At 40.2% G+C, this 25,832-nt stretch carries 21 protein-coding genes and 1 pseudogene; 6 read left to right on the top strand and 16 right to left on the bottom strand.

The window, feature by feature from the left end:
• Positions 1 to 80: 80 nt before the first annotated feature.
• The 11 genes from trpS to P3L44_RS00440 all read right to left on the bottom strand — a co-directional run bounded on the left by trpS (position 81) and on the right by P3L44_RS00440 (position 9,809).
• A complete protein-coding gene (gene trpS / locus P3L44_RS00390; RefSeq protein WP_004263211.1) occupies positions 81 to 1,121 on the bottom strand; it encodes a tryptophan--tRNA ligase in 1,041 nt (346 codons plus the stop codon).
• A gap of 16 nt (positions 1,122 to 1,137) precedes the next feature.
• A complete protein-coding gene (locus P3L44_RS00395) occupies positions 1,138 to 1,830 on the bottom strand; it encodes a phosphoglycolate phosphatase (RefSeq protein WP_140171897.1) in 693 nt (230 codons plus the stop codon).
• A complete protein-coding gene (gene rpe / locus P3L44_RS00400; protein ID WP_004263207.1) occupies positions 1,827 to 2,501 on the bottom strand; it encodes a ribulose-phosphate 3-epimerase in 675 nt (224 codons plus the stop codon). The genes P3L44_RS00395 and rpe overlap by 4 nt, the downstream gene beginning before the upstream one ends.
• A 15-nt stretch (positions 2,502 to 2,516) precedes the next feature.
• Complete coding sequence (gene dam / locus P3L44_RS00405; RefSeq protein WP_004263205.1) at positions 2,517 to 3,419, bottom strand: adenine-specific DNA-methyltransferase; 903 nt, start codon at positions 3,417 to 3,419, stop codon at positions 2,517 to 2,519.
• 82 nt (positions 3,420 to 3,501) lie between these two features.
• Positions 3,502 to 4,407 (bottom strand): SPOR domain-containing protein, encoded by a 906-nt coding sequence (locus tag P3L44_RS00410; RefSeq protein ID WP_140171898.1) that lies wholly within the window; start codon positions 4,405 to 4,407, stop codon positions 3,502 to 3,504.
• A 261-nt stretch (positions 4,408 to 4,668) separates the two neighbouring features.
• Positions 4,669 to 5,757 (bottom strand): 3-dehydroquinate synthase, encoded by a 1,089-nt coding sequence (gene aroB / locus P3L44_RS00415; protein ID WP_004263201.1) that lies wholly within the window; start codon positions 5,755 to 5,757, stop codon positions 4,669 to 4,671.
• Between the two features lie 45 nt (positions 5,758 to 5,802).
• A complete protein-coding gene (gene aroK, locus P3L44_RS00420; protein WP_004263200.1) occupies positions 5,803 to 6,324 on the bottom strand; it encodes a shikimate kinase AroK in 522 nt (173 codons plus the stop codon).
• A gap of 507 nt (positions 6,325 to 6,831) precedes the next feature.
• Positions 6,832 to 7,896 carry a transporter gene (locus P3L44_RS00425; RefSeq protein WP_410480041.1) on the bottom strand — a complete coding sequence of 355 codons (1,065 nt, stop codon included), beginning with the start codon at positions 7,894 to 7,896 and terminating at the stop codon, positions 6,832 to 6,834.
• A complete protein-coding gene (locus P3L44_RS00430; RefSeq protein ID WP_110592746.1) occupies positions 7,889 to 8,437 on the bottom strand; it encodes a hypothetical protein in 549 nt (182 codons plus the stop codon). The genes P3L44_RS00425 and P3L44_RS00430 overlap by 8 nt, the downstream gene beginning before the upstream one ends.
• On the bottom strand, positions 8,430 to 8,975 hold the full coding sequence (locus P3L44_RS00435) for a PilN domain-containing protein (protein WP_140171899.1): 546 nt from the start codon (positions 8,973 to 8,975) through the stop codon (positions 8,430 to 8,432). Before P3L44_RS00435 ends, P3L44_RS00430 begins: the two co-directional genes overlap by 8 nt.
• A gap of 3 nt (positions 8,976 to 8,978) precedes the next feature.
• Positions 8,979 to 9,809 (bottom strand): pilus assembly protein PilM, encoded by an 831-nt coding sequence (locus P3L44_RS00440; RefSeq protein ID WP_215954330.1) that lies wholly within the window; start codon positions 9,807 to 9,809, stop codon positions 8,979 to 8,981.
• Positions 9,810 to 9,925: 116 nt separating this feature from the next.
• Between P3L44_RS00440 and mrcA the strand changes: the two genes are divergently transcribed.
• Positions 9,926 to 12,442, top strand: coding sequence for a peptidoglycan glycosyltransferase/peptidoglycan DD-transpeptidase MrcA (gene mrcA / locus P3L44_RS00445; protein WP_140171901.1), 2,517 nt, complete (start codon positions 9,926 to 9,928; stop codon positions 12,440 to 12,442).
• Between the two features lie 156 nt (positions 12,443 to 12,598).
• Here the strand turns inward: mrcA and nudE are convergent, their stop codons facing one another.
• Positions 12,599 to 13,150, bottom strand: a complete 552-nt coding sequence (nudE, locus tag P3L44_RS00450) for an ADP compounds hydrolase NudE (RefSeq protein ID WP_004263174.1) — start codon at positions 13,148 to 13,150, stop codon at positions 12,599 to 12,601.
• Between the two features lie 325 nt (positions 13,151 to 13,475).
• On the opposite strand from nudE, the gene P3L44_RS00455 reads away from it, so the two are divergent.
• The 4 genes from P3L44_RS00455 to pckA all read left to right on the top strand — a co-directional run bounded on the left by P3L44_RS00455 (position 13,476) and on the right by pckA (position 18,779).
• Positions 13,476 to 15,569: an IgaA/UmoB family intracellular growth attenuator gene (locus tag P3L44_RS00455; protein ID WP_215954332.1), complete on the top strand. Its 2,094-nt coding sequence runs from the start codon at positions 13,476 to 13,478 to the stop codon at positions 15,567 to 15,569.
• 64 nt (positions 15,570 to 15,633) lie between these two features.
• On the top strand, positions 15,634 to 16,044 hold the full coding sequence (gene hslR / locus P3L44_RS00460) for a ribosome-associated heat shock protein Hsp15 (RefSeq protein WP_004263168.1): 411 nt from the start codon (positions 15,634 to 15,636) through the stop codon (positions 16,042 to 16,044).
• Between the two features lie 39 nt (positions 16,045 to 16,083).
• The gene (hslO, locus tag P3L44_RS00465) at positions 16,084 to 16,956 is read left to right on the top strand and encodes an Hsp33 family molecular chaperone HslO (protein WP_215954333.1); all 873 of its coding nucleotides are present in this window, start codon (positions 16,084 to 16,086) and stop codon (positions 16,954 to 16,956) included.
• Positions 16,957 to 17,159: 203 nt separating this feature from the next.
• On the top strand, positions 17,160 to 18,779 hold the full coding sequence (pckA, locus tag P3L44_RS00470) for a phosphoenolpyruvate carboxykinase (ATP) (protein WP_004263163.1): 1,620 nt from the start codon (positions 17,160 to 17,162) through the stop codon (positions 18,777 to 18,779).
• Between the two features lie 67 nt (positions 18,780 to 18,846).
• Here the strand turns inward: pckA and P3L44_RS00475 are convergent, their stop codons facing one another.
• The 4 genes from P3L44_RS00475 to P3L44_RS00490 all read right to left on the bottom strand — a co-directional run bounded on the left by P3L44_RS00475 (position 18,847) and on the right by P3L44_RS00490 (position 23,875).
• Positions 18,847 to 19,545 carry a pirin family protein gene (locus tag P3L44_RS00475; RefSeq protein ID WP_215954334.1) on the bottom strand — a complete coding sequence of 233 codons (699 nt, stop codon included), beginning with the start codon at positions 19,543 to 19,545 and terminating at the stop codon, positions 18,847 to 18,849.
• 730 nt (positions 19,546 to 20,275) lie between these two features.
• Positions 20,276 to 20,908, bottom strand: coding sequence for a retron system putative HNH endonuclease (locus P3L44_RS00480; protein WP_140171905.1), 633 nt, complete (start codon positions 20,906 to 20,908; stop codon positions 20,276 to 20,278).
• A complete protein-coding gene (locus P3L44_RS00485; protein WP_140171906.1) occupies positions 20,908 to 22,269 on the bottom strand; it encodes an AAA family ATPase in 1,362 nt (453 codons plus the stop codon). The genes P3L44_RS00480 and P3L44_RS00485 overlap by 1 nt, the downstream gene beginning before the upstream one ends.
• A 403-nt stretch (positions 22,270 to 22,672) precedes the next feature.
• Positions 22,673 to 23,875, bottom strand: a complete 1,203-nt coding sequence (locus tag P3L44_RS00490) for an NAD(P)/FAD-dependent oxidoreductase (protein ID WP_140171907.1) — start codon at positions 23,873 to 23,875, stop codon at positions 22,673 to 22,675.
• 375 nt (positions 23,876 to 24,250) lie between these two features.
• Here P3L44_RS00490 and pitA point away from each other — a divergent pair.
• A pseudogene (gene pitA, locus P3L44_RS00495) lies at positions 24,251 to 25,741 on the top strand (inorganic phosphate transporter PitA).
• The last annotated feature ends 91 nt before the right edge of the window (positions 25,742 to 25,832 follow it).

A 25,832-nucleotide genomic window follows, 5' to 3' on the forward strand; every position in this document is an offset into this window, starting at 1 on the left:
ATCAATGAATTAATTGGTGAAAATTGATTAGAGTAAAAATGAGGAAAAACCCCATTTTTACTGAGTTAATACAATGATTGTTACTGAGGGCGTTTAACGAAGCCAATAGCTTCGTAAACTTTATCTAACGTTTCTTGTGCGCGAGCAGCGGCTTTGGTTGCGCCTTCATCCATAATTTGGTTTAGCAGCGCTTCATCATTACGGAATTCATGATAACGAGTTTGAAGTGTAGTTAACATACCGGAAACGGCTTCTGCCACGGCCCCTTTAAGATGACCGTACATTTGCCCTTCAAATTCGGCTTCAAGTTCAGCAATTTTCTTACCTGTCACACCCGACATGATATCTAATAAGTTAGAAACCCCTGGTTTGTTTTCTAAATCATAACGAATACGAGGTGGCTCTTCGGAGTCAGTCATTGCGCGTTTGATTTTTTTCACGACAGATTTCGGGTCTTCTAATAAGGCGATAACGTTGTTACGGTTATCATCGGACTTAGACATTTTCTTGGTTGGATCTTGCAGAGCCATAACACGGGCACCACCACCAGTCGGAATGAATGGATCGGGTACAGTGAAAATATCACCATAAATGGCATTGAAGCGTTGAGCAATATCACGGCTCAATTCAAGGTGTTGTTTCTGGTCAATACCAACAGGTACTTGATTCGTTTGATAAATCAAAATATCTGCTGCCATTAGTACTGGGTAATCAAAGAGTCCCGCATTGATATTTTCTGCGTGACGGGCAGATTTATCTTTAAACTGAGTCATACGGCTCAACTCACCGAAATAGGTGTAGCAGTTAAGCGCCCAGCTCAGTTGAGCGTGTTGTGGTACGTGTGACTGCACAAAAATGGTGCTTTTTTTCGGGTCAATACCACATGCTAAATAGAGCGCAAGTGTATCGAGGGTTCTTTTACGCAGTTCAACAGGGTCTTGGCGAACGGTGATGGCGTGCTGGTCAACGATACAGTAAATGCAGTCGTAGTCATCTTGCATTTGTACCCACTGACGTAATGCACCCATGTAGTTACCGATGGTTAATTCACCGGAAGGCTGTGCGCCGCTGAATACGATTGGTTTTTGGGGTTGCTTTAATTTTTCAGTGGGAGTGCTCATTTAGTTATGTCCTTGCTTATTTTATTTCAGATAACCCGATTGCAGGTAATAAATCAGAAAAATGTGTTAATACACAGTTCGGTTCACTCAGTGCAATAGATTCACCATAGTTATAACCGTAGGTCAGACCGACACACGGGCATTCAGCGCTTTTCGCTGCAATAATATCATTACGAGAATCGCCGACAAAAAGCAATTCTTCTTTACGTAAACCGAATGTTCCCATCGTTAGGTAGAGGGGAGCAGGATGCGGTTTTAAAGCTTTGACGTCATCGCTACCCAAGACTAGAGAAAAGTAGTGTTCAATACCTAATTTCTTTAATAATGGCGCAATAAATGGGGTCGCTTTATTAGTAACAATCCCCATAGGTAAGCCATGTTTTGCTAATTGCTCTAAAGTGTCTTTTACTCCAGGAAACAGTTGGCTGCCTGTTGTGACGGACGTTGCATAGAATTTATCAAAACTGGCTCGAGCTTTTTTTTGTCGCTCAGGTGTGATTTCGGCACCCGCCCATGAAAGTGCGCGTTCAACTAACACATCAACACCATTGCCTACCCAAATAGAAACGCGTTCTTTACCTGCAGGGGCAAAATTAAATTCTTTGAGCATGTTGTCGATGGCTTCAGCTAAGCCAGCTGCACTGTCTACGAGTGTGCCGTCTAAATCGAAAGCGATCGCTTTGATATTCTCTAATACCACTTCAGTCATTGAGATACCTTTTGTAATTCGTTACGCATCGCGTCGATGACGGTTTTATAGTCCGGTTGGTCGAAAATAGCAGAACCCGCAACGAAGGTATCGGCACCTGCCGCTGCAATCTCTGCGATATTATTCACTTTGACACCGCCGTCGACTTCCAAACGAATATCATAGCCACTTTCATCAATTAATTTACGGACTTGGCGCAATTTATTGAGTGTTTGTGGGATAAACGATTGGCCTCCAAACCCTGGGTTCACAGACATGAGTAGGATCATATCAACTTTATCCATGACGTAATCAAGATAGCTAAGTGGTGTTGCTGGGTTAAATACTAACCCCGCGGTACAGCCATGTTCGCGAATTAACTGTAGTGAGCGGTCAACATGTTCGCTGGCTTCAGGATGGAAACTAATATGGGTTGCACCGGCCTTAGCAAAATCTGGGATAATACGGTCAACTGGCTTCACCATTAAATGAACATCGATAGGTGCAGTAATTCCGTAGTCTCGCAATGCTTTACATATAGGTGCGCCAAACGTTAAGTTGGGTACGTAGTGGTTGTCCATAACGTCAAAATGCACAATATCGGCACCAGCTGCAAGAACATTGGCGGTATCTTCGCCTAAACGTGCAAAGTCAGCAGATAAAATAGATGGGGCAATGAGAAAGTTTTTCATTATTGTCTCCGATTATTAATCGTTATCTGAGAGCCATTCATCGCTAGGTACAAGGCGCTGCGTTTTTTTCTTATCCGTTTTTCTAGGAGAAAGGCTATTAGGTATACCCGGATATAATGCCAGTAACTCATTGACTTTTGTCCGGTTTAATATATTTCTACTAATGGTGCGACGTACTTTTACAATATGCAATTGAGCTTGATAATACCACTCTCTCGTCATCGGGGTATCATGATTTGAGATCAAGACAGGAATTTTACTTTCTGTTGATAACTTTTGAGCCAAAATAGCTAAGTTTTGTTGTTCGAGCGAATTAAATGCATTCGTGTGATACGCCGTGAAGTTAGCTGTATCTGATAAAGGTGCATATGGTGGGTCACAGTAGACAACAGACCCCTCTTTTGCGTTGAGCAAAGTTTCACCATAATGCTGAGTCATAAACGTGGCATTTTGTGATTTTTCAGCAAACCACAGTAATTCTTCTTTAGGAAAATAGGGTTTTTTATAGCGGCCAAAAGGAACGTTAAATTCACCACGAGAATTATAGCGGCATAACCCATTATAGCAGTGGCGGTTTAAGTATAAAAAAAGGACACTGCGTTTCTCAGTATCGGTAGATTGGTTAAAGGCTTCACGCATTAAATAATATTGTTCGGAAGTATTATATTCAGGTGTGAAGATTTGCTGGGCTTCTTCAATAAAAGCATCAGCGCGGTCTTTAACCGTATTGTAGAGGTTGATGAGGTCACTGTTGATATCTGCCAGTATGTATGAATCATAACTGGTGTTTAAAAACACTGACCCAGCACCAACAAAAGGCTCAATTAAGCAATCACCTTGTGGAAGGTGTTTTTTGATTTCTTCCACAAGGGGGTATTTACCCCCAGCCCATTTTAAAAAAGCGCGTTTTTTTTTCATGCCGTCTTATTATTACAATCGTTTAGAGTAACTGCATTTATACTCTGTCAGGACAACATAATGCGCCCGGGGAAAAACGTTGTTATTTTTGATCCTGTTTGACTTGTTTCATATTTCTAACCCACGGTTTTTTCGCTTGTACTGCAGCAGGTAAGGTCCCTATTGCATTTTTTGCGTCGGTCACTGAACTATAATTTCCGTGAATAAGAACATACCAAGTTTGCCCATTACGTATGGTTTTATAAACTTTGTAATTGGCCAATTTGTTTTCTTTTGCGAAAGCTTCCAGTGTATCAGAGCGGCTTGCACTGCTAAGTTGCAATGTGTAGCTACCTGCTGGTGCAGACATGATATTGCTACCTTGGCTACTTGCCGTTGATTTTGCTGGCTGTTTAGTTTGCACAGGGTGTTTTGGCTCAACGGGTTTTACAGGTGTTTTTTCTGGCGTTACTGGTTTGACTACGGGTTGTTGTTCCACAGGTTTAACGGTTGGTGGCGTTAACGGTGTCGTATTTTGTGGCTGGCTAGTGCCTGGCACAGAAACTTGGCCTTGGTTTAAGGCATCAACTACATCGCCAGGTATTTCGATTCGCTCACCCAGACCATTTGGTTGAGTTTGAGGTTCGCCTTGGGTTGGCGTTGGCGTAATTTGTGAACCAGTGATTTCTTGCGGTTGCCCTGATAGCGTTTGACCTTGTGAATTTGTCAACGATGAGGAGCCCGATAAGTCGATATTCTGTGAATTATTTGCACCCGTTGTTTGTTGCTTTTCATGCTCTGTAGGGGCCTTTAAAGCTGAGCTGATAGCAATAATGAGCAGCAATAGAACCAGAACACCTACACCAATCATAATATGTTGGCGTGAGAGTGCAATTTTAGGTTTTGCAGTAGATGGTGATTGGCGTGAGCGCCCTGTCGGTCTATCTGATGTATCTGGCCTAAGATCATTTTGACCTTGAGGCTGGTTATCTGGTTTAAATTCGTCCATTTTCCTCTCCCGAATAAAATTTGCCTATAGTAGAGATAAAATGTCTCTTATCAGTACAACCTCTAACGACCAAGCAGGACATCGCTGCTTATTTAAAGCATATATCCTTTCGTAATACCACGCTAGCCAAAGTGGTATTGATAATACGCTTTTTCAGAGTTTCGTATATAGGCGTAGGCACACCGTATAATTTAACGACTTTAGTGAACATCTACCAGTAACATTTTAAAACGCCAGTAAAAATTCAGCTTTTTCTTCGTTTTATGACATACAGGATGATATTGCCGCAATGACAGTCTGCGTATCAACATCTGAACGCATTTCCGAATGGCCGATAGTGGTAGGCAAAATTAAATGCAGTTTTCCACCCATCACTTTTTTATCTCGCATCATATGTGGGAGATAATCATCGGGCTTCATTTGTGAAGGGCCTTTGACGGGAAGTGATGCACGCTCTAAAAGTGTGACCACCCGCTGAGTTTGTTCAGGAGTAAATTGACCAAGTAATTCTGCTGTTTTTGCTGCCATAACCATGCCAGCCGCGACAGCTTCACCATGTAACCAGACGCCATAGCCCATATGCGCTTCGATAGCATGACCAAAGGTATGGCCTAAGTTCAATAATGCGCGTAACCCACTGGTTTCTTTTTCATCCGCTGCAACCACTTGTGCTTTTAGTTCACAACAACGGCGAATACAGTAAGCCATCGCTTGGTCATCAAGAGAGACGAGGGCATCAATATTCTCTTCCAGCCAGCTAAAAAATTCACTATCGAGGATAATGCCATATTTAATGACTTCTGCTAAGCCGGAGGCAAGTTCTCTTGGTGGGAGAGTTTTTAAGCAGTTGAGATCAACCACAACAGAAGCGGGCTGATAAAATGCGCCGATCATATTTTTCCCTAGTGGGTGATTGACGGCGGTTTTACCACCGACAGAAGAGTCCACTTGAGATAATAAGGTCGTAGGTACTTGAATAAAACGTACTCCACGCTGATAGCTTGCTGCTGCGAAACCTGTTAGGTCACCAATGACGCCCCCACCAAGAGCGATGAGGGTGGTGTCACGGTTATGGTGTTTTTCAAGTAATGCGGTAAATACATCATTCATGATGAATAATGATTTGTATTGTTCACCATCCGGTAGAATGATGGTATCAACTTTTACGCCTGAAGTTTCAAGGGCATTCTTTATCTTATCGAGATAAATAGGGGCAAGAGTTTCATTTGTCACGATCATTGCTCGTTGACCCGCAGTTAATGGCTCAAATGCCCCCGTTTGTTGATATAAGCCGGGTGCAATATTGATTGGATAACTACGTTCGCCTAGAGTGACGGTGACTTTTTCCATCTTGCTTTACCTTGAGTTCATTTTTGAAAATAACACCATGAACAATTAGTTTTTTTCTAATAGTTCAATGATTTGGTTGGCAACAACTTTTGCACTTTGCTCATCAGTATGAATGGTAATATCAGCAATTTCTTCATACATAGGATTACGTTCGTCAGCCAGTTTCTCAAGAACCTCACGTGCGGGTTCGTCAACTTGTAGCAGTGGACGTTTTTTGTCACGTTGTGTACGAGATAATTGTTTCTCAATGGTGGTCTCAAGATAAACAACGACACCGCGAGCGGATAGGCGATTACGGGTCTCTTTGGACTTAACAGAGCCACCACCTGTTGCTAATACAATGCCTTGTTTCTCTGTAAGCTCATTGATGATTTTTTCTTCGCGATCGCGAAAGCCTTCTTCACCTTCAAGGTCGAATACCCAGCCTACATCTGCGCCAGTGCGTTTTTCTATCTCGTGATCAGAGTCGAAAAACTCCATATTAAGCTGTTGAGCCAACTGACGGCCAATAGTACTTTTGCCAGCACCCATTGGTCCAACCAGAAAGATATTGCGTTTCTCTGCCATGTTTTTTGGTATTACTACGATTATTCGTTAATGATTACCCGCCCCGCCAATCAGATTAGCGGCGGGACCTAAACTGAAACCTCATAAGTGATGATGTGAGATCAGATAAGAAAATTATCTCAATACATCAACCTGAATTGCAACTATATAAATATGGCACTAAGCAAGCAAAGTGCCATATTTAAAATTACAGGTTTCGATACTTGAGCCGTCTATGTTGTCTAATGCCTTGTTTATCATGCTTTTTAACAGTTTCTAGCTATTGGTATCAGCAAGTTATTTCTGTTAAGAATAGAGCAACATTAATTGTGGCTGTTTTATAAGCGACTGACAGCTTGTTCTTTAATCTACGGATAGTTAGAACACTCAATGGATAACCTTGTATGCTAAAACGACGCCAGCGTCAAATTTATCCGGTAGGTTTATGCCATAAAAAATATTTTTTTTTGTCATCTTTGACTTATTGTGTATTCAACTATTTGAAGTATATGCGTTATTTTTTCCATATTAAATATTGATAAGTTTTGGTGTTATAAAAACAATAAGGACACGCTTATCTGTATGCTCTGCCGTATTTGTGAATAACGTACCTAGAAAAGGGATATGAGATAAAAAGGGTAAGCCTATCTCTGTTTTTTCTTGTTTTTGCTGAAAAATTCCCCCAAGGATAAGGGTTTCATTATTTTTGATGGTTACGTTAGTTGCGATTTCTTGTTTATTGATGGCTAAGTGATGATGTTGGTTGCTAGTGAGTGCAGTATCGGGTGAGTTATGACTAATTTTAAGGTTTAACTCAATTTTTTCATCACGCACAATCGAGGGGGTAACATCCATACCCAGAACGGCATCTTTAAATTGTACGTGTGTTTTCTTGTCATTACTGGTGACATAGGGGATCTCTGTACCTTGCTGAATACTTGCGGGTTGTTGATGCGAAGCAACTAAACGAGGACTCGCAATAATAGAAAGCAGATTTTCTTTTTCTAATGCTTTCAGTTTCATTTCAAGTAAACCATCACCAAGACTAAGAACATTGAAGGCAAATTGCCCTGATATTGAAGAGTAACGATTGTAGCGATATAAGTGATTAGCGTTTAGATTTCCACCTGCCATCATTCCCCATTCTAAGCCCAACTCCTGTAATGCAGTTCGGCTGCTACTAATGATATGTGCAGTGATCTGTACTTGTTTATTTGGCTTATCTTGATGTTTTATCCATTCATCAATCAGTGCTAATCGATCTGGATCCTCTTTAATAATGAGGCTGTTTGTCGTGATATCGTGATGGATAGAGGCATTTTTTGATAATAACGAAGTATCTGGATGTTCTAATAGATGACGAACCTCTTGGACATTGGTTGAGATTAATTTAAATATTTTTTGGGTTAATGATGTTTTACTTGGCGTTACCTGCGCTACTGCTGTTTCCGGAGTAGGCTGGTTTTCTGTTACTAAGGGAGGTATCAGTGGTGCAAAGGGATCTCTAACCTCTTCGGCAGAGATTAAAAATGAAGATAAAAAGAAGAGTCCCCCAGCAATCAGCATGAGGATGTTAGTTCGTGAGCTATTCATTGCGGTTTTCATCCTTGATAGCGAGAGTGTCGTTGAACAATGAAAATGAGATGGAGGTGATGATAATCCCTTGTTTTAAATATATTTTTATGTCATGAAAATGCCATCTCTGGGTTTGAGGAAGGGTAAGAAGCTGTTCTATAACGTGATAAATAGGAATGAAGTGGCCTTGAAACTCCATAAAATAGGTATTGGTATCTGTTGGTTGCAATTGATTAAGTGTCACAGATGAATGTGAGAGCAAGGTATTTAACTGTGTCAGTAATTCAAGAGGCGCTTCTTTAATATCAACGGATTGCTTTAGTGATTGAGCTTGTTTTTCAAGTTGTTGTAACGAAGGTGAGTGATAGAGAGCTTTCTTTTCTCTTGTAATTGCTTCAATTAAATTCAGGTTCTCAATGGTTAATTCCATGATCTGATTTTGATTTTTTTTCCAGTATAAAAAATACCCCGCAGTGATACAAAGCACAATTAAGAACCAAACAGGTAGGGTTTGTTGCCAAAATGGGCGATACCAAAAAGAATGTATGGACTCATTCATCGAGCACTCCTTGATATTTGGCTGTGAGGTGTAAACGGTTTAATTGATTCACTCGGCTGATTTTTTTCAATTGAATATCACTCAAACCTGAGTGATTTTTAAGTTGTAAGCCAAGCGAATTGATATCTTGAAAATCATAACTGTTAGCTTTGATCTCTATTTTGTTATTCATTAACTGTAGATTTGTTAGCCAACTTTTGGGTGGAGTTAGAGTTGGAAGGTTTTGTAGTAACTTAAGTAAAAATTGGTTATTTACTATGATGCTATCTATCTTTCTTTTTTTGCTCATTAAGCTATTAATCTGTGTTTGTTGAGTCGCGATTTGCAATACTAATTGTTGTATCTGTTCATATTGTAGTTGGTTATTGTGCTTTCTATTTTTTAGGTCTTTCATTTCAATTTGTTGAAAAATAAATAAAAAAACACACGCTATAATCACTGAGCAGCAAACCACAGAACAAAAGAGTAAAAACTCTCGTATCTTCTTTTTTATTTGCTGTTGGCGCCAAGGGAGAAAGTTAACTTGGTATATTTCCATTAATTAAATATCTCCATGACGTAAAGCAAGACCGGCAGCAATCACAAAATCCCCCAGTAACTGTGGTAATTTAATACTATGCTGTTGAAAAGCTTGGCGTAATTCCCAGTGGTGAGCTACCTCATCAGTACGAAAAATCTGTTCATGATCTGTAATGAGGTAAATAGGTGAGGCTTTTTCTTGATCAATAAAGGGCAGCAAGTGGGAAAGGGTCGGTATATCGGTATCTTGCAAATGGTTATAATTAGCTGGTTGGCTAATTGGCCCTGACCAAAGCCATTCACCTTGTCGATAATGAATAACCCTGCATTCATCGGGTAAACCCGCGTTTCTTGCCACATAACGTAAAGCTATGGGGGCGACATCAATAGCAAGCAGATTGAACCCGCTTTCTGTAAATAGATTTTGCCAAAAAGTAATATCTGACTGGCGGGCCCCATTAAAATAAACCTGTTGTTTGATGACGCGATAGTCGATAACCAACTCTTGGGCGTGCATAGAAAAACGTTTTTCAGCTTGAGATTGTAAATACCATCCTAATTCTGGTTGTGGCAATTTGATTTCACTGGGTAATGAAATTTGTTGTTTTATTGTACGGACAGCGGGTAATGCGAAGGATACGGAACACTTTTTAGGTAATTTCTGACGCCATTGTAATAAAATATTCAGTAAAATTTGATATTGTTCATGGCTAGAATTATCAGTTAGCTCGAATGGTAATTGTTGTTGCCAACATTCACATAAATGCCAGTATTGTCTGCGCCGCTTTGCAGCGACTAGCTGTATTCTATCTCGACAGAGGTCGATCCCAATGTTCCATTTTGATGTATACATAGTTAATTTCCTTATCATTAACAAATAAATTACGATTTCTATTGTGCTGTATAAGCTTTATACTGTGTGTTAGTGATATCTAAACCCTCTTGTTAGCCGAGCATGGGAATTTTCCGGTGAAGTTCGTAAAATATTTTTTTATTCTTGTTTTCTGTTGCATTTTTTTGGGAACCGCCTCGATTTATGGCATGTATAAATATGTGGAAGGTGAGTTACCTGATGTAGCAACAATGAAAGACATTCGTCTGCAAATTCCAATGCAGGTATACAGTGCGGATAACGAATTGATTGCCCAATATGGGGAAAAGCGTCGTATTCCTTTACCTCTGGCAGAAATTCCTCCTTTAATGATCAAAGCGTTTATCGCCACTGAAGATAGCCGTTTTTATGAGCACCATGGGATTGACCCTATTGGTATTTTCCGTGCGGTTACCGTAATGGCGTCTTCTGGCCATGCATCTCAAGGGGCCAGTACAATTACTCAGCAGCTCGCGAGAAATTTTTATTTAAGCCCTGAAAAAACCCTGATGCGTAAAGCTAAAGAGGCATTTTTGGCTATTCGCATTGAGCAGCTTTTTACTAAAGATGAAATTATGGAGTTGTACCTGAATAAAATTTATTTAGGTAACCGTGCTTATGGCGTCGGAGCAGCTGCGTACGTTTATTTTGGTAAGACAGTGGATGAGTTGACGCTTAGTGAAATTGCGATGATTGCAGGTTTACCAAAAGCACCTTCTACATTTAACCCTCTGTACTCTTATGACCGTGCGGTAAGTCGTCGTAATGTGGTTCTTTCTCGCATGTTTGAGGAGAAATACATTACTCAAGACCAGTATGAACAAGCAAAAAATGAAAAAATAGTTGCTTCGTATCATGCGCCGAAAATTGATTTTTCTGCGCCGTATTTAGCCGAAATGGCGCGTCAAACCTTGTTTGATAAATATGGTGAAGATGCGTATACCGATGGGTATAAAGTCTACACTACGGTGATCCGTAAAGATCAGGAAGCTGCAACAACCGCAGTCCGTAATAATTTGATCGACTACGATACTCGCCACGGTTATCGCGGTCCTGCCGAGGTTTTATGGAAACAGAATGAAACGGCTTGGACAGCAGAGCAGATAGTCGAAAAATTGAAAAAAATGCCGGTTTATGGGCCTTTAATGCCTGCAGTTGTGACATCTGCAACAGCTTCAGAAGCGCAAGTGATGTTAGCTGATGGTTCGCAAATTCCTATTACAATGACCGGTGTGCGTTGGGCGCGTAAATTTATTTCAGATACTCAACAAGGTGCCGCGCCAAGAGCTGTAAATGCAGTCATGCAAGTGGGTGAGCAAATTTGGGTTCGAAAAGTTAAAGATAACTGGTGGTTAGGGCAAGTACCTGATGCGAATGCGGCATTTGTTGCTTTAAATCCAAATGATGGGGCGATTATTGCGCTAGTAGGTGGGTTTGACTTCAATATGAGTGAGTTTAACCGAGTCACCCAATCATTACGCCAAGTTGGTTCGAATATTAAACCTTTCCTATATACAGCGGCAATGGATAAAGGCCTGACATTATCATCATTACTTAATGATGTACCAATTAGCCGTTGGGATGCAGGTGCAGGTTCTGATTGGCGCCCTAAGAATTCACCTCCTCGCTATGATGGGCCTATTCGTTTACGTCAAGGTTTAGGCCAATCAAAAAACGTTGTGATGGTTCGTGCGATGAGAGCCATGGGGGTGGATTATGCGGCTGATTATCTGACTCGCTTTGGTTTTCCAGCGGAAAATATTAACCGCACTGAGGCGTTAGCGCTAGGTGCGCCATCATTCACACCAATGCAAATGGTTCGTGGATATGCTGTCATGTCCAATGGTGGGTATTTGATTGACCCATACTACATTTCGAAGATCGAAAATCATAATGATGAGGTTATTTTCGAAGCCAACCCTAAAATAGCATGCCCTGATTGCACGAATATTCCGGTTATTTATGGTGATACGGAACGCACTATTGTGAGCAACGGTATTGATGATGAGTCTACCGAAGAAGTGACACAATCAGGCGATAATACCGTCATAAAAGAGCCAACAATGGAATTAACGACGGCAGCTAACTTAGACGGGAACTCTGGTGACCAATATGCACCTCATGTAATTAATACCCCACTTGCATTCTTAATTAGGGATGCGATGATGACCAATATTTATGGCGAGCCTGGTTGGTCAGGTACAGGTTGGCGTGCAGCGAGAGACTTAGGTGGTCGCCGTGATATTGGTGGGAAAACAGGGACAACTAACAGCTCTAAGGATGCTTGGTTCTCTGGCTATGGCCCAGATGTTGTTGCTTCTGCATGGATTGGTTTCGATGATAATAGGCGAACATTAGGTCGTGGTGAAGCCGGGGCCAAAAGTGCACAACCCATGTGGAACGACTTTATGAAGTCTATTTTGGCAGGGGTACCAGTGAAAACAATGAAACCGCCTAAAGGTGTTATTTCGGTCTCCATTGATAGCAGAACAGGTAAATTAGGTTCCTCCCGTCGTGAGTATTTTATTGAAGGAACTGAACCGAAAGAACATGCGGTACAAGAGGTAGGTACGACAATTTCTACGGAAGGCGGAGCCAGCCAAGAGCTATTTTAAAATTATTGTTGGTTAAATACCTATAATTAGCACCCCATTGTTGGTTTAAAACATGGGGTGTTTTCTATAGAGACGTTTAATATATCAGTAGGTTATATACCCACATTAATGATTAGTTATGGAAATTACATACAGCAGATGTAATGTTAAGTGTTATTACTTAACACTTTTTAGGTAACGTTCTAGATAGAAAAGTGCGCTAATATTCCGAGCTTCGTTGAAATCAGGGTGTTCCAGTAATTCCATCATTCGAGATATTGGCCATAGCTCTTGTTGTAGGGGTTCAGGCTCATCTCCTTTGAGTTTTTCCCTGTATAGGTCTTGAGCGATAAGAATATTCATTTTACTTGAAAAGTATGATGGCGACATCGTCAGTTTGGCGAGCTGAACCATGTGATTAGCGCCATAACCAATTTCTTCTTTGAGTTCACGCTGGGCTGCTTCAATGGCAATTTCACCGGGGTCGATAGCACCTTTGGGAAAGCCTAATTCATAGCTTTCAATCCCGACAGCGTATTCGCGAATGAGGATGAGGTTATCACCCATGATAGGAACAATAAGAACCGCTTCGCGTTTTGCGGGCCGCATTCTTTCATAGACTCGTTTTTCACCATTACTAAATTCGAGGTCAACTGATTGAATGCTGAATAATTTTGATTGAGCAACATCTTGAATATTCAAGATTTTAGGTTTTTTTAACTCTGTCATAACGATTTCCGAACAGGATGAGTGAAATCTATTGCTAAAAGCATATTTCATTGATTTACGAGACGCGTTTTACCTGGCACTGCCCGTATTTCGAAATCATCATACAACTATGACCTATATCAAAATAAAATGATAGATATTATCGAGTAGATAAAATGCTGTTAGTATAATTGACTCAAACAAATAATACGGGTAAACAAATAAAACATTTTTTACAAGATGTTGTAATTTAAAATAAAAACTACAAATAGAATAGGAATCGGCTTATTTTTAGGAAGTGTGAGGGCTGATATGCTTTTCTTATTCATTTTTCATTGGGGAAACAATGCTGAATCATGTCATTATAACGGCTATAATTGTTATTAGCCTGACTATAATGGCTTCCTTCCTATATTTTAGGCGGGGGCGGCATTCTGGCGTCTATCAAATACCTTCTGTAGCATCACCATCATTTAGGAAAATGATTGATTCAGATTACCAAACCATCTCCCAGTATTTAAATTATTGCGCTGCTATATCAACAAATACATCTCAGCATCCATGGCAAATCAAAAAAAACTCAATCATAGCGACAGTTTGCCATTCATTGACACGTTTTAACTTACGCCAAGAGCAAGGAAATAGTTGGCGCTATTTTATTGATACAATTGAGGTTCAGCTCCCTTCACAGCTTGAGCCTTTTTTGCAACGCCAAAATGTTATGGAAATAGTGGAAACAGACCACTTGCCGTTAATTATTTCAATGAATAGCCATTCGCTGAAAGATTTCAGTAGTGAATGGCAAACGGGTATGCCTATCGATTCAACATGGCCTGATGCGGCAATTCAAGAACGTGGCCAGCATAGTATTGAGCGATTGAAAGTTCGTAAAGAGACGAATGAAGAACATCGGTTACACCATTCTACAGGTTGGCTTGGTGCTGCGATTATCTGCCTGAGTTTTTTATTTGGTTATTTAACCCTTGTTTCGATTCCTTTATTACAGGAATCGGGATTAGTGATCACAACGATTACGTTTATTATTGGGTTACTTATTCTCTTTCGCTCTAGGATGTTCCCCCGACAATATCAAGATATTCAATGCATTCATGGCCAACCAAAGCGCTGGGAACTTTATGGCGAACTGGATAAAAAATATTCCACCAATACGTCTATTGCTGGTATTGACTTGCACTACCCTAATCATTGGACGAATTATTTAAAATACGAAGAAAACCAAGCTGTTAATATTGATTTTTATACGACGGGTGAGGTGGTCAGGCACGGTAAGTATCTTTCTTTGCATGAAGAAGAGCGTTATTACCCTTACAAACGGTTCAAAAAGAATGTATTGATGTTAGTTGGGGCTTTATTAACGATGACTCTGATATTTGCATATCAACCGATAGATTTGCCAATAAAACTGGGTTTTGCGTGGGTAGGTGGCACAGAGAAAATCAAGGCTGAGAGTCCTAATGAGCTTGCTTCCCGTCAGCTCAAAGTTGGGGATACATTAGTTGCCCAAGGAAAAGGGATGTGTTACCGCTCACCGAATTTGAATAAAGAAAACCAAGCTCAATTTGTGCCATTTGATTGCTCTGGTATTTATTGGAATGATGTTAGTTTACAGACTGAACCTCAATCAGAGGTTGTTGAACACTCAATATCATTGCTTGATACCGTCAAAAGCCAATTGCATCCAGATAAAAACTCGACAGGAGTTAACCCAAGATTACAGCGGGATATTATGAAATCAGGGATGAATATTATCTTTGATTTTTCGGCTATCATCATGGGGACAGAACAACTGTGCCATAATTCTGATAACTGCCTAAAATTAAAAAATGCACTGACTAACCTAGGGAGTACAGATGATTGGCCTTCTTTAGTAAAGAAAGCGTCTACGGGAAAACTAAAAGGGGCTCATGTTTTATTGCGTGCTGGTAGCGCTGAGGCCTTGGAAAACATCGTGGAAGACACCATATATGATTTTATCAGGACAGAAATAGATAGAGAAGTGCGCAAAATTAATAGTCCGCCTCCTGGTGGTGTTTTATTAATTAGTGATGAAAACAAGCCTTTAGTTGATTCGATACAGGGAGCTTCTTTTAATGAGCTATCGCCATTACGGCGTTGGCAAGAGTTGCAAAGGTTATCAAATCTACTGATCAATACACCGTTCAATATTGAAGGTGTCATTACGGATTTATCAGTAGATGCCAATGGGACATTGCAAATTGTGTTGCATGAAGAACCCAATGAAAAAGTGGTATCTCAGTATATATGTAGTGCGCTTTTTATCCTATTTTTGTTGGTGTGTGCGTTGTTAAATGGTTCGTTGATTGTGCTACGTGTTTTGAATAATAAGAAGCGTTTGCGTAATATCACAGAATATTATGATAAATGCTTTGAGGCTAATCCCCCTTCCTATCGTCGATAGCATCATCCCGGAAGTAGAGGGAGCCTCTTCTTAGTTTGATTCAGACTTATGTTGAGGAGGCCCCATGAATCAATCCATTATAGAACCTGTTCGCCTTGATAAGTGGCTGTGGGCTGCGCGATTTTATAAAACGCGTGCGGTCGCCCGTGAAATGATTGAAGGCGGTAAAGTCCATTACAATGGGCAAAGAACTAAGCCAGGGAAAATTGTTGAGCTGCATGGAATCGTTAAGCTTCGGCAAGGTAATGATGAACGAACGGTTGAAATCATGCAAATCAGTAGCCAGCGCAAAGGTGCACCGGAAGCTCAGTTGCTGTACTGTGAAACGATAGAAAGTATTAATCAACGCGAGAAAATGGCACAAGCGCGTAAGATGAATGCACTGACGATGCCACATCCAGAGCGACGCCCGGATAAGAAAGAACGGCGTACCCTGTTAAAGTTTAAACAAACAAATTCTCATGAGTCGTCTTAATGACGGCCTGAGCAACAGCCCGAGCAATAGAGAGATATTATGGCAAACCAAGACTTACTCCACCGTTTTTTATTTGAACAACATTCTGTTCGTGGAGAAATGATCAGTGTTGATGAAACCTTTGAACATATTTTAGAAAACCATGACTACCCAACAGCGGTAAAAGGGTTGTTGGGTGAGTTACTTGTTGCTACCAGTTTATTGACGGCAACGTTGAAGTTCGATGGTGATATTACTGTGCAAATTCAAGGTGATGGGCCTGTTAATTTGGCGGTTATCAACGGTAATAATTTACAACAGATGCGTGGTGTTGCACGTGTAGATGGCCCAGTTGTGGCGGGTAGCACTCTCAAGCAAATGATTGGTAACGGTTTTATGGTTATTACCATCACACCGAACCAAGGTGAACGTTATCAAGGGATTGTGGCTATTGAAGGGGATTCTATCGAAGAAAGCATTGATGCCTATTTCCGCCAATCAGAGCAATTACCAACCCGTTTATTTATCCGTGTGGGTGAAGTAGATGGGAAACCAAGTGCAGGTGGTATGTTATTGCAAGTTTTGCCAGCAGCAAATGAAACAAGCCATGACTTTTTTGACCACTTAGTGCAACTGACTGCCACGATTAAAGGCCAAGAGCTGAGCACATTGGATGTGAAAGAGGTTTTACATCGTCTTTATCATGAAGAAGATGTCACTTTATATGACCCTCAATCTGTCGAGTTTCGTTGTTCTTGTTCGAGAGAGCGTTGCGAAAGTACGTTAGCCACCTTACCTAAGGAAGATGTTATCGATATTTTGCACAAAGATGGGAAAATTGATATGGAATGTGAATTTTGTGGCTCACATTATGTATTTATTGAATCCGATCTTCAGGGGTTAAATAATGAGCTAAATCAGCAACTTCACTGATACGATTTAGCAACCTAATTATGTGACAAGGGTGCAATTCTGCACCTTTTTCTTATAATTTTAAAGCATTATTACGTGCTCTAAGTCTCATTATGAATTAAAAAAAATCATACATTTTCAATTCTTTGATAGCAATCGCTGTTAATTAGTCGTAAAGAATTATGATCATCCGCAGATTAGTTATGTTTACCAGGAGCAATATAATGAGCGCTAAAAGCATTACCCTGAAGGAACTTGAAAAGTACGGTATTCATGATGTAACTGAAGTGGTTTATAACCCAAGTTACGAGCTATTATTCACGGAAGAAACTAAGCCTGGACTTGAAGGTTATGAGCGTGGAACAGTAACCACTTTAGGAGCTGTTGCGGTTGATACAGGTATCTTTACTGGTCGTTCACCAAAAGATAAATATATTGTACGTGATGACGTGACTCGCGATACAGTTTGGTGGGCAGACCAAGGTAAAGGTAAAAATGACAACAAACCTATGTCACAAGAAGTTTGGGCGGATCTCAAACATTTAGTGACTGAACAACTGTCAGGTAAACGTTTGTTTATCATTGATGCATTCTGTGGTGCGAACGCTGACACTCGTCTAAAAGTACGTTTTATCACCGAAGTTGCATGGCAGGCGCATTTCGTTAAAAACATGTTCATTCGCCCATCTGATGAAGAATTAGTGGGTTTCGAACCTGATTTCATCGTCATGAATGGCGCAAAATGTACTAACCCGAATTGGAAAGCACAAGGTTTGAATTCAGAAAACTTTGTTGCGTTCAACTTAACCGAACGCATGCAACTGATCGGCGGCTCTTGGTATGGCGGCGAAATGAAGAAAGGTATGTTCTCTATGATGAACTACCTGCTGCCATTAAAAGGCATTGCATCTATGCACTGTTCTGCTAACGTCGGCGAAAAAGGTGATGTAGCCATTTTCTTTGGTTTATCTGGAACAGGTAAAACCACACTCTCTACCGATCCAAAACGTAAGTTAATTGGTGACGATGAACACGGTTGGGATGATGACGGCGTATTCAACTTTGAAGGTGGTTGCTACGCAAAAACTATCAACTTATCTAAAGAAGCTGAGCCAGACATCTATGGCGCTATCAAACGTGATGCGTTATTGGAAAACGTGATGGTGTTGGCAGATGGTTCAGTTGATTTCAATGATGGTTCAAAAACAGAAAACACCCGTGTTTCTTACCCAATCTACCACATTGAAAATATTGTAAAACCTGTTTCTAAAGCGGGCCATGCAACAAAAGTTATCTTCTTAACCGCAGATGCATTTGGTGTGTTACCTCCTGTTTCTCGTTTAACGCCTGAGCAAACGCAGTACCACTTCCTATCAGGCTTTACCGCGAAATTAGCAGGTACAGAGCGTGGTGTCACGGAACCAACTCCAACCTTCTCCGCTTGCTTTGGTGCGGCATTCTTATCACTGCACCCAACACAATACGCTGAAGTATTAGTTAAACGTATGGAAGCAGCGGGCGCGAAAGCTTACTTAGTGAATACAGGCTGGAACGGTACAGGTAAACGTATTTCCATCAAAGATACACGTGCCATCATTGACGCTATTTTAAGTGGTGACATCGAAAAAGCAGACATGATTAAACTGCCAGTGTTCGATTTAGAAATCCCAACAGCATTACCGGGTGTGGATACCAATATCCTTGACCCACGTAATACTTATGCAGACAAAGCACAGTGGGATGAAAAAGCGCAAGACTTAGCGGAACGTTTCGTGAACAACTTTGATAAGTACACGGACACCCCAGCAGGCGCTGCACTGGTGAAAGCAGGGCCAAAACTGTAATTGGTTTTGTGAATCAATAAATAATAAAGGCCCTACCAAAGTAGAGCCTTTATTGTTGTGAAAATAATTATTCTGCTGATGGTAAGTCAAACAACAGGATTTCACTATCTTCACTTGCTTTGATGGTGAGCGCTGTTTCTTGCCAAATGGCTAAACCATCGCTGGTGGTTGCTTTTTGGCCATTGATTTCCACATTCCCTTTGACGACTTGAATCCATACAACTCGCTTATCAGCGACCGCATGAGTGTGTGTTTCATTTGCAGGTAATGCCCAGCGCCACAGTTCCATATCTTGATAAACTTTTAATGAGCCATCACGTGCATCCGGTGATAGCACCAATTGCTTGCCTTCTTTGGAATCGAACCGTTTTTGCTCATAACGTGGCTCAATACCCGTTCTCTCAGGAATGATCCAAATTTGGTACAGGTGTAGCTCTTCTTCATTGCTTGGGTTGTATTCAGAATGACGAATACCCGTACCTGCACTCATAATTTGGAATTCACCCGCAGGGATTTGCTCCATATTGCCCATGCTGTCTTTATGTTCGACAGTCCCATTGAGCACATAGGTCAATATTTCCATATCTTTATGGGGGTGGGTTCCAAACCCTTGGCCCGCAGCAATAAAGTCTTCGTTAATCACTCTCAGTGCAGAAAAGCCCATAAATTGCTCATCATAGTAGCTAGAGAATGAAAAAGTATGCCAACTGTCGAGCCATCCATGGTTTGCATGACCACGTTCGTTTGCTTTGCGTAAATAAATCATCGTGTTCTCTCCTGTACGGATTTCAACCTTGGTTGAACTCGCTCTAAATGTGTTGATGACAGTTTAACCAATTTATACGCAGAGAAAAGTAGCTCCCATTAACCATAGGATCCAAAAAATTTGAATAAGATATAAGGTGATTGCAGAGAATGTGGTGTGAATAAAAAAATAGCCAGCGCAAGGCTGGCTAAAGTAAACACTGGAAGCAATGTGAGCAATGTCGTACTCCCTGCAAAGGGTGACTAAGTAACCCTGTTGAGGAAGTGATGATAATGATAATAGTTATCACTATCGTTTGTAAAGCATTATTTTTAACCAAAATAATATATCTTATAATTAAAACTGCAATTATATGATTTATATGAAATTAAATATTAACCATTATTTTTCAATGGATTAAGAGATATTCGGTTAAAAGGACATTAATACTAAAACATTATGAATATCGTTATGACTTAAGTTAATTATGGTTAATACATTTATTTGCTTTGTGCTGAGGTTGCGAGTTTTTGAATGATTTTAACGATAGATATTCAGAAAACGAATGGTCTTTGCTCGTGATATGATAGAATACGCTGTAGTAAATTGGATCAGCGTGCCAGTGTGGGGTACATTCTGCTATGCGGTGTTATTTGGTAAACAAAGAGCTGAAGTTGAGAGTAGAGGGATTAATTCGAATTAACCCCTCTTCGTAATTGAGTAACTCTTAGCTATAATGTTGACTTTATATTTATAATTTTTTTGATAAATAATCAGCTAAAAAGCTGTAATAAGGCATTTTTTGACCATTGTTGTTAATAGCAAGTACTTTGTCATGCAATTTTTGAATGTCTTGCTTACTACGGGTGCCTTTTTTCCGTGAAAGTTGTTCTTGGACAGCTTTTAATGCATGTTGACGATTTTTCACCAATCGAGTTTCATTGAGATTTAAAACCTCATTTAACTCTTTGTCAAAGTTACAGTCATTCGAAGTTACTTTCCCTGAACCATGTATATAGGTAATTCGGCAGTCTATGGCATGTTCTGTATTTGCAGGGGAATAAGTGAGTGCTTTATTTTCTTTCTTTTTATCACAAGTATATGTGTCCTTTCGTTGTCCTTCGTTGCCACAACAGCATGCTAATAAGTTATTATAATCAAGCTCTAAATGTTGGTTGTTATCTTGGCAAGCCCAATGTTCAATTCTCATTTTTTGACTATCGATCCTACTCATGCAGTATGCACAAACATACCCTTGCTCCCTAAGTAGCGAATCTTTCAAATCTTCTCGAACTCTTGTGGGTAAATTATCGTAACGGGCTTGAGGGTCATTTTTATAAGAAGTTAAACTATTAGGTTGAATATGTTTAGTGATTCTATACATTAGTCATCCCACCCAGCCAATTCAATAGATAATTTAGCTTTAACTAATTCTGGAATTTCACCTTCTATTTCCTCTTCTAGCCTCTGGATTTGTTCTTCTGCTTCTGAATACTTTTTATCAGCGATCAATGTATTTATAGACTCTAATTTTGCAAAAACATCTTGGTTTCTCGAAAGTTGTTCATTAACCACATCTGTGTTCATCACTTCATCTAAAATATCATTACTGCTTAATCCATACGATTGCGCTGGGTTTTCTAAAGTATAGTAACCTTCGCTTGTCTGTTTGATTAATTTAATATTTATTGCGGCTACATTTCCTAAGACTTGCGGGCTATGTGTAGTCAGGATAAATTGTATTTTAGGAAATGCTGCTTGAATGCTTTTGACTATATGCTGTTGCCACTGAGGGTGTAGGTGCATATCTACTTCATCAATTAATACTATACCTTCAACCGATTTAAGTATACCGTTGCCAATATGTGGGTTTAGCTTTATTGCACGATAGGCGATATCTGCAATTAAGCCAAGAATATTGCGCACGCCATCACTCAATAAGTTAATTGGGACATCACCTTGCTTTTTATGAGTGGCAACAATTTGCCCCGCTTTTGAAGAATAACGGACATTCGACCAACCCGATGGAAGTAATACTTGGTTTAACGCTTGTTGGAGCTCATCGAGTCGAGCTTGAAAGTGATTACTTTTCACTAAACTACTTGAATGACGTTGCTCCTGAATTTCTAATTCTCGTTCAAAACTTGCCATCGTTTCATGGTAAAGCCAGTTTACAAAATGGCCATAACTTGTTCGTGGTTTGAGCCAGTCGGTGTAACCCTCTAATCGACTTGCATTAGAAAGTTTTGGCATTTTTTTTGTTGGGCCAATATTCTGATTAAACAGTCTATCTGTTCCATAATAAGCAACTACAGGTAGGGTAGGGTTAGCTCCCTCTTGAACCATTTTTTGTAGAAATTGTGCGCTATTTTTTTGTTCTCGTACAATCGTTGTCTTTGTATTCTTTTTGACGCTATTACGAAAGCGCTCCCAATTCATTGGGTACTCTGTATTATGAGGCTCCGCGGTACTTGCAGAAATACGGCATGGAATTTGGTACTCCATGCTAAACTCGTCATTACCAACATTTATTCTGGCAAGGTGTGTTTCACTAATGTGTATGCCTCGATCTGTACTAGTACCAAAACCACTCATAAACTGTCCATAAGCAATAGATATAGCTTCGAGTAAGCTCGTTTTACCAGTGCCATTTAGCCCTACTAGAATATTTACATCAGGCTCAAATTCTCCAGTAAAATGTTTAAAGCCCCTATAATTGTCTAATGTTAAAGTTTTTAACTTCATATTTATGCCTTAATATATTTATTAGGTTCATTTTGTACTCTATGGGAGTAAATTTCAAATGTCTAAATCACAACTGAGATTCACCGCTTATTAGATACTTGGAATATTTAACATTAGATAATTTTAGTGTTTTTAATAGAAGAGTGATGATAGGAAACAGAGGAAATTGTTTTTGAATATTAATTAATGAATCGAAATATTCAGATCAATAAAAAAACAAATTTCTTATTCAGGTATCGTATGATTGCTTTGACCTGATTTGATTCCGTCAATCTTGCCACTATGTTATTAGAGTGAACATCTTGTTCTCTCTTATTATCGGCCCCTTCAACTAAACTATATTTTGCTATGATATATGCGTATCCAAATTTGATTGGCTATATTATAGCCTAGAGTCTAAATTTTATTCTCCTGAAACTATCGGCAGGCTTTCTGCGCATGCAGCTGCGGAGCTCCATGCCCATTGGAAATTGTAACCTCCTAGCCAGCCGGTCACATCCATCACTTCACCAATAAAATACAGGTCTGGTACTTTAAGTGATTGCATGGTTTTAGACGATATTTCGTGAGTATCAACGCCACCTAATGTTACTTCAGCTGTGCGGTACCCTTCCGTTCCATTAGGTTGTACCTGCCATTGGTGTAAGGTGGTGTGTAATGCTTCAATTTGAGGATGATTAAGCTGTTTTAGAGCACACTCAGGGATTTGTCCTTGGGCTTGTAATACCTCAATTAGCCGTTTTGGTAATAATTTAGCTAAGGTATTTTTCAATGATTGATTTGGGTGCTGTTGTTTCTCTGAAACGATAAAATCATTGACGGAGATATCTGGAAGTAAGTTAATACTCACGTACTCGCCAGGGTTCCAGTAGCTGGATATTTGCAAAATAGCTGGACCAGAAAGTCCCCGATGGGTGAATAAAATATTTTCTTTAAATACGGTGCCGTTTGCCGCTGTTACCGTTGCAGGGACAGAGATACCTGAAAGTACCTGTAAGGTTTCTAAAAGGGGTTTATGTAAGGTGAAGGGCACCAGTGCTGCTCGTGTTGGAATAATAGTATGCCCAAACTGTTCCGCAAGACGATAGCCAAAAGGGGTCGCACCTAAACCTGGCATAGATAGGCCGCCTGTTGCAATGACAAGTGAGTGGGTACTTACTTGAGAGCCGTTGATCGTGACTAAAAAACCATCATCTGCTTTGTCAACGGCAGTCACCTCACTGCGTAACTTGATAGTGATATTCGGTAGATTACACTCACTTTGCAGCATATCGACGATATCTTGTGCACTATTATCACAAAAAAGCTGCCCTAAGGTTTTTTCATGATAGGGAATATTATATTTGGCCACTAAGGCAATAAAATCCCACTGTGTATAGCGAGCAAGTGCTGACTTACAAAAGTGTGGGTTTGTTGAAATGTAATTGCTGTGTTCTGCATACATATTAGTGAAATTGCAGCGCCCGCCACCGGACATCAATATTTTTCTGCCTAATTTTTTCCCGTTATCAACCACTAGCGTCTTCAAACCGCGTTTGCCAGAGTGTGAGGCACAGAATAAACCCGCTGCACCAGCACCTAAAATAATAACGTCGAAATTTTTCACAATAAGTGTCTCTATATATGTTTGATTTTAAGCGTAATTACATTGATAACCGGGATATTTTACGTCATCTCACCGGGATTGTAATGTAAAGCTTTGAGGAAGAACTGATGAAAACTATACAGGACGTATTATAATTAGAAAAATTCGTCTAAAAAAAGCAAACAACGATTATTTTCTGGAAATATCGTTAAAAAGTTTCAAAAATTCAGAATAAGTTTGATTGCTTTAATGTATTGAAAAATATGGGGTAATTGCTATGAGGTGCTTTTTTGATGGGTAGTTAAATCAAAAAAAGGTTAGATTTTGCTTCCACCGCCAGCGTTTGTCACTGATAATGCGCCGCGTTCATGTCCAACATATAATGGCTTAACGTCTATGCTACATCTTTTTACAGGTTTAGAATTTCATACAGGTCTATTATTAGTTCTGGCACTGTTATTTGTGCTGATCTATGAGGCTATAAATGGCTTCCATGACACCGCTAACGCGGTAGCAACGGTTATTTATACCAGAGCAATGCGGGCTCAGTTCGCAGTTGTCATGGCAGGGGTTTTTAACTTTTTTGGTGTCTTGCTGGGAGGGTTGAGCGTTGCATATGCCATTGTCCATCTCTTACCAACAGACCTCTTGCTTAATGTGAGCTCAGCTCACGGCCTTGCAATGGTTTTTTCATTGCTCTTGGCTGCAATTATTTGGAACCTTGGAACTTGGTATTTCGGTATCCCTGCTTCCAGTTCACACACACTGATCGGGGCAATAATCGGGGTGGGTTTAACCAACGCGATTGTGACTGATTCGTCTGTTGTTGATGCCTTGAATATACCGAAAATGATCAGTATTTTCATGTCATTAATTTTGTCTCCCGCTATCGGTTTCGTGATTGCCGGTTTGATGATTTTCTTTTTGCGCCGTTATTGGAGTGGCACAAAGAAACGTCGTCGTATTCACTTAACACCTGCGGAACGTGAGAAAAAAGATGGTAAGCGTAAGCCACCATTCTGGACCCGTACTGCATTGATTTTGTCAGCAGTTGGGGTGAGTTTCTCCCATGGTGCGAACGATGGTCAGAAAGGCATTGGTCTTATCATGCTGGTGCTAATTGGTGTTGCTCCAGCAGGTTTCGTTATGAATATGAATTCTAACGGTTATGACATCGCAAAAACACATGATGCGGTTGTCCACCTGCAATAATACTATGAAACACATAAACCAGCGTTAAACCATGCAATAGAAAATGCCCCGACCGTTGCAGAAAGTAGTGATGAACCCGGTGGTGAATTCCATTGTGATAGCACACGTACTGGCGCTATTTTAAATCAAGCGCAAACGATGCTTGATGGCATTCAAAGCTATGAAGAGCTGACGCCAGACCAACGTAACCACGCACGCCGTTTGCTGATGTGTATCTCTGATACTGCGAATGCGGTTGCAAAATTACCAGAAACCAGTTCCAAAGATGCCAGCTTACTGAAAAAACTCAGTAATGATTTGCTGTATACCGTTGAATATGCACCATTGTGGATCATTATTGCGGTTGCTTTAGCATTATCATTAGGCACCATGTTTGGTTGGCAGCGTGTTGCTGTGACCATTGGTGAGAAAATTGGTAAGAAAGGTATGACTTATGCGCAAGGTGTATCTGCTCAGGTAACTGCGGCAGTCTCTATCGGTGTGGCAAGTTATACTGGTATGCCAGTTTCAACAACGCAGGTTTTATCTTCTGCAGTGGCGGGTACGATGGTTGTCGATGGTGGTGGTGTACAAACAAAAACCATTAAAAGCATTGCGCTAGCATGGTTATTAACTTTACCGGTGTCCATTGTGTTATCCGGCGGTTTATACTGGCTATCGCTGCTGTTTATCTAGTCGCGCTAATTTTGGCTTCATACATGAGTATGGAGCCTTTAACAGTTACATGAACACAGTAATCTACATATACAAAATAGTGATGATCGAA

Source organism: Providencia sp. PROV175 (genome assembly GCF_032707045.1).
GTDB lineage: Bacteria > Pseudomonadota > Gammaproteobacteria > Enterobacterales > Enterobacteriaceae > Providencia > Providencia hangzhouensis.